At 63.5% G+C, this 5,354-nt stretch carries 5 protein-coding genes and 1 pseudogene; 2 read left to right on the forward strand and 4 right to left on the reverse strand.

The features are described 5' to 3' along the window. Positions 1–986, reverse strand: a 986-nt coding sequence (gene hppD, locus JOZ76_RS27450; RefSeq protein ID WP_291703998.1) for a 4-hydroxyphenylpyruvate dioxygenase, incomplete at its 3' end; no start/stop codon positions are given. Between the two features lie 127 nt (positions 987–1,113). Between hppD and JOZ76_RS27455 the strand changes: the two genes are divergently transcribed. Together JOZ76_RS27455 and JOZ76_RS38395 are read left to right on the forward strand one after the other, a co-directional pair. Then, positions 1,114–1,590: an Lrp/AsnC family transcriptional regulator gene (locus JOZ76_RS27455; RefSeq protein WP_291703999.1), complete on the forward strand. Its 477-nt coding sequence runs from the start codon at positions 1,114–1,116 to the stop codon at positions 1,588–1,590. A 135-nt stretch (positions 1,591–1,725) separates the two neighbouring features. Further along, positions 1,726–1,983 carry a DUF1272 domain-containing protein gene (locus JOZ76_RS38395; protein ID WP_441300112.1) on the forward strand — a complete coding sequence of 86 codons (258 nt, stop codon included), beginning with the start codon at positions 1,726–1,728 and terminating at the stop codon, positions 1,981–1,983. Positions 1,984–2,079: 96 nt separating this feature from the next. Here JOZ76_RS38395 and fahA read toward each other — a convergent pair whose 3' ends face one another. From fahA to JOZ76_RS27475, 3 genes and pseudogenes are all read right to left on the reverse strand, one after another. Then, complete coding sequence (gene fahA, locus JOZ76_RS27465) at positions 2,080–3,351, reverse strand: fumarylacetoacetase (protein ID WP_291704001.1); 1,272 nt, start codon at positions 3,349–3,351, stop codon at positions 2,080–2,082. 151 nt (positions 3,352–3,502) lie between these two features. Next, positions 3,503–4,849 (reverse strand): homogentisate 1,2-dioxygenase, encoded by a 1,347-nt coding sequence (hmgA, locus tag JOZ76_RS27470; protein ID WP_291704003.1) that lies wholly within the window; start codon positions 4,847–4,849, stop codon positions 3,503–3,505. Positions 4,850–4,851: 2 nt separating this feature from the next. Further along, positions 4,852–5,354: pseudogene (locus JOZ76_RS27475) on the reverse strand (MBL fold metallo-hydrolase); the annotation flags it as partial.

A 5,354-nucleotide genomic window follows, 5' to 3' on the forward strand; every position in this document is an offset into this window, starting at 1 on the left:
CCGATCGCATTGGCCGAAAAGATCTGCAGCAGCACCTTGATCTGGCCGCCGTCGACCACGCCCTCGCCGTCGATCAGGATGCCGTTCGTCCTGAGCCGCGCGACGTCTTCGCCATGCCCGGGCAGGCGAACGTCGATGCGCTCGAAATAGGTGTCGGGCGGCGACGGCATGAACGGAAGGCCGGCCCCGCGCAGGCCTTCGATGGTCGCATGGATGTCGCGCGCGCCGCAGGCGATGTGCTGGATGCCCTCGCCACGATAGACCTTGAGGTATTCCTCGATCTGCCCGGAATCGCCCGCATCCTCATTGATCGGAATCCGGATCTTGCCGTCCGGACTGGTCAGCGCCCGCGAGAACAGGCCTGAGGCGCGGCCCTCGATGTCGAAGAAGCGGATCTGGCGGAAGTTGAACAATCGTTCGTAGAACCCGGCCCAGACATCCATGCGTCCGCGATGGACATTATGGGTGAGGTGGTCGATGTAATGCAGCCCCGCCCCCTCCGGCCGCGGATCGCGTGCCCCGCTCCATTCGAACTCGGCATCGTAGGCAGAACCGTTGGCGCCATAGCGATCGACGAAATACAAGAGGCTGCCGCCGATGCCCTTGATGGCGGGCACATCCAGCGTCTTGCGCGCAGCCGGTATCGCGGCAGGCTCCGCGCCGAGCGCAAGCGCGCGCCGATAGGCTGCAGCCGCGTCGACCACGCGGAACGCCATCGCCGGCGCGCAGGGTCCGTGCTCCCCGACGAAGTCGAAGGCGTGCGTTCCACCCTCGGCGTTAACCAGATAATTGATGTCGCCCTGGCGATAGAGCGTGATGTTTTTCGTGCGGTGGCGCGCAACCGGCCGATAGCCCATCTGCATGAACAGTGCATGCAGCCTGTCCGGCTCGGGATGGGCATACTCGACGAATTCGAAGCCGTCGGTGCCCATCGGATTGTCGGCGCTGATGGTGGCGGGGGGCGCATTGTGCGGAAACGGACCCATGGGCGCGGTTTCTCCGGGATTCCTCGGTCCGGACATCTTCCCGCATTCTTGACGCAAAGTGCGTGCATATTGGTGTGGTCTGAACTAAGGATATGCATGAACCGTGCATAGATACGGCTCTTTATGCATGATTGACGTCGACGCCCTCGATCTCAAGATCCTCGCCGCCCTGCAGGACGACGGCCGGCTCACCAACCAGGAACTCGCGAGCGCTGTCGGCCTCTCCGCGTCGCAATGCTCGCGACGCCGCGCCCGGCTGGAAGATGAGAAGGTGATCGCCGGCTATCGCGCCAGCCTTGCCGGCGAGGCGCTCGGCTTCAACCTAATCGCCTTCATCCAGATCACGCTCGCGACCCATTCACCGGACAACGCGAAAAAGTTTCGCGCGCTGGTCACGCGCGTCGACGACATCCAGGAGGCCTATGCGCTGACCGGCGACGCCGATTACCTGCTGAAAGCGGTACTGCGCGACCTGAAAGGTCTGTCCGACATCGTCAACAACGTGCTGATGCCGCATCCGAGCGTGGCTCATGTGCGCTCGTCGATCGTGCTGGAGCGGCTGAAGGAAAGCGCAAGGTTGCCGCTGAAGCAGATCGCACCATGATCACCTCTCACGGCGTGGGGTCGAGGGAACGGCGCAAATCGAGGGAAATTCGGCCTTCGCTTTTCGGGCGCTTCTTGCGATGCTGCGCGGCTTTTAGTCCAGCGAGACGATGATGGCCCTGCAGCTGCGTCCCAATTGTCGACCGAGGCGCGGATCTGCTCCTACGAGTGCACCTTTTGCGCCGACTGCGTCGAAACAAAATTGTTCAACGTCTGCCCGAACTGCGGCGGCGGCTTTGTGCCGCGGCCGATCCGGCCGGTGCAGCAATGGCGGACCGGCGTGTGCGTGCAAAGCCATCCGCCGTCAGACAAACGCGTGCAGCTGAAATATTCGCGCGAGGACGTCGCTGCGCATGTGGCGCGGATCAGGGACGTGCCGCCGGAGGCGCGGTAAGCTCCTTCCACATCGTCATTGCGAGCGCAGCGAAGCAATCCAGGGTCTTTCCGCGGCGGCAGTCTGGATTGCTTCGCGTCGCTCGCAATGACGGGCTCATCCCCCCGGCAAGATGGTGCCTTCGACCTCGCCAAAGCCGATGCGGTAGCCGTCACCCTGGCACCAGCCGCGCATGACGAGCTGGTCGCCGTCTTCGAGGAACGTGCGCTTTGCGCCGCGGGGGAGTTCGATCGGCTCCGATCCGTTCCAGCTGATCTCCAGGAGGCTGCCGCGCTGGTGCTTGTCGGGTCCGGAGATCGTGCCGGAGCCTAGGAGATCTCCGACATTCATGGCGCAGCCTGACGAGGCGTGATGCACGAGCTGCTGCACCGAGGACCAGTACATGTATTTGAAGTTGGTGCGACAGATGCTTTGCGCCGCGTTCATGTCGGCTGTGCGCAAGACGACATCGAGCTCGAGATCGAAATTGTTCGGCCGCGTCTGCTTCAGGTAAGGCAACGGCGCCGGAACCTGCTCCGGCCCGTGCACGCGAAACGGCTCCAGCGCCTCGCGCGTGACCACCCACGGGCTGATCGAGGTCGCAAACGCCTTGGCCTGGAACGGACCGAGCGGCACATATTCCCATTGCTGGATGTCGCGCGCGCTCCAGTCGTTGAGCAGGACGAAGCCAAAAATCATCGCTTCGGCCTGTGCCTCTGACAGCATCTCGCCCATCGCGGAGGGCTGGCCGACTACCACGCCCATTTCCAACTCGAAATCGAGCCGCTTGCAGGGGCCGAAGCTCGGGCTATCCGCGTTCGGCGGCTTCAATTGCCCACGCGGCCGCCTCACCTGGGTGCCGGACACGACCACCGTCGAGGCGCGCCCGTTATAGCCGATCGGCATGTGCAGCCAGTTCGGCTGCAGCGCATTGTCCTTGCCGCGGAACATGACGCCGACATTGGTGGCGTGCTCCTTCGATGAATAGAAGTCGGTGTAGCCCGCGACCGCGAAGGGCAGACGCAGCTTCACTTCGCCCATGGGCACGAGCGCGCGCGAGCGCAGCGACTTGTTGTCGCGCAGATGCGGATTGTCGTGACGCAAGAGCTCGCTGATCCAAGCTCGCGTATTCGACCAGACGCTTGGACCGAGCGCCATAAAGGCGTTGATCGAGCTCCGGGCGAACACGTCATGGGCGGGCGCGAGATCGATCAGGCCCTCGCCTTCCAGCACCGCGAGATCGAGAATGTAGTCGCCAATGGCCACCCCGACGCGCGGCGCCGAACCGCGGGCGGAGAACACGCCGTACGGAAGATTCTGGATTGGAAAGTCCGACGTGGGCGCGACATCGATGAAGGACCGGAGTTTTGCATCATTGGGGTGGGACACGTGATTCTCCAATCGGAAAACCGTCATGCCCGGGCTAAGGCGCGAAGCGCGTCTTCGCGCAGATGACCCTGGCATCGATCATTCTTCAAGAAACGCCTTCCTTTGATGGATCGCCGGGTCAAGCCCCGCGATGACGAGTGGATAGATCCGGCTATGGCTTGTTCGGATCGAAGCGCTTGTCGAGGCCCTTCCAGCAATCGGCATAGTCGTGCTGGCGCGTGGCCGTGGTTGCCGCATGCGCGGTGATGCGCTGCGCAAAGCGTGTCTCGAACATGAAGGCCATGGTGCCGGTGAGTTTGACCGGCTTCAGCTCGCTGTTCGAGGCATGCTCGAACGCCTCGCGATCCGGCCCGTGCGGCAGCATGCAATTGTGCAACGACATGCCGCCGGGCACAAAGCCCTGCGGCTTCGCGTCATAGACGCCGTAGATCAGGCCCATGAACTCACTCATGATGTTCAAGTGATACCAGGGCGGCCGAAACGTGTTGTCGGCGACCATCCAGCGCTCCGGGAAGATCACGAAATCGATGTTCGCAGTGCCCGCGGTCTCCGACGGTGAGGTCAGCACGGTGAAGATCGAAGGATCGGGATGGTCGAAGGCGATCGCGCCGACCGGCGAAAAACTGCGCAGATCGTATTTGTAGGGCGCGTAATTGCCGTGCCATGCGACGACATCGATCGGCGAATGCGGCAATTCCGTCTTGAACAGCGCGCCGCCCCACTTCACGAACAGCTCGGTGGGCGTGTCCTTGTCTTCATAGGCCGCGACGGGCGTGAGAAAATCGCGCGCATTGGCCAGGCAATTGGCGCCGATCGGGCCGCGCTCCGGCAGCGTCAGCGCGCCACCGTAATTCTCGCAGAGATAGCCCCGCGCCGGCCCTGCCGGAATTTCCACACGAAACTTCACGCCACGCGGGATCACCACGATCTCGCCCGGCTCGGCATCGATGCGGCCGAACTCGGTGACGAAGCGCAAGCTGCCCTGCTGCAGCACGAACATCATCTCGGCGTCGGCATTGTAGAAATGCTGATCGACCATGGACTTGGTGATCAGGTAGACATGCGCGGCCATGCCGCACTGGGTCGCGGCGTCGCCGGCCGTGGTCATGGTCTGCACGCCCTGCAGGAATGTGAACTCGCCTTCCGGAATCGGCGTCGGATCCCAGCGCAGCTGCTCGACCACGAGTTCCTGCTCGTGGCACGGCGCGGTGCGCCACAGCCCGGCGTCGACCCGCGCAAAACGGCCGGAATGCCGCACTGACGGGCGGATGCGATAGAGCCAGGAGCGCTCATTGGTGCCGCGCGGTGCGGTGAAGGGCGAGCCGGAGAGTTGCTCGGCATAGAGCCCGTAGGCACAGCGCTGCGGCGAGTTGCGCCCGATCGGCAGCGCTCCGGGCAACGCCTCGGTCTCGAATGAGTTGCCGAAGCCCGACATGTAGCCCGGCGTGACCTGTGCCGAGCTCTTGCCAAGGGTTGCCGGAGAGGTGTTGATGTTCATCTCTATCCTCCTTGCAGGGCGGCCCACATTTCGCGATCGCGCTTGTCGGTCCAGATCACGGGATCGTCGATGCCGGAGGCCTCGTCATAGGCGCGCGAGACGTTGAACGGCAGGCAATGCTCGTAGATCGCGAACTTTTCGAATTTCGGATCCATCACTGCGCGCGTCGCCGCCATCGACTCCTTCAGGCTGCGGCCCTTGGCGACTGACATTTCCGCCGCGCCATAAAGCGTGGTGACGAAATCGCGGGTCATCGCGATCGCCTCGCGGACCGTCTCCGCACCCTTCAGCGCGTCGCCGCGGCCGGGCGCAATCGCCTTCGGATTGAAGGCCAAGATCTCGTTCAGCGTCGCCGGCCATTCGCGCAAATACGCGTCGCCGCAATAGCAGGCCGAATGATATTCGATCAGGTCGCCTGACAGCATCACCTCGGCGTCCGGCACCCAGGCGACGATATCGCCCGAGGTGTGTCCGGCGCCGAGCTGCATCAAGCGCACCTCGCGTT

The organism is Bradyrhizobium sp. (genome assembly GCF_019244115.1).
GTDB lineage: Bacteria > Pseudomonadota > Alphaproteobacteria > Rhizobiales > Xanthobacteraceae > Bradyrhizobium.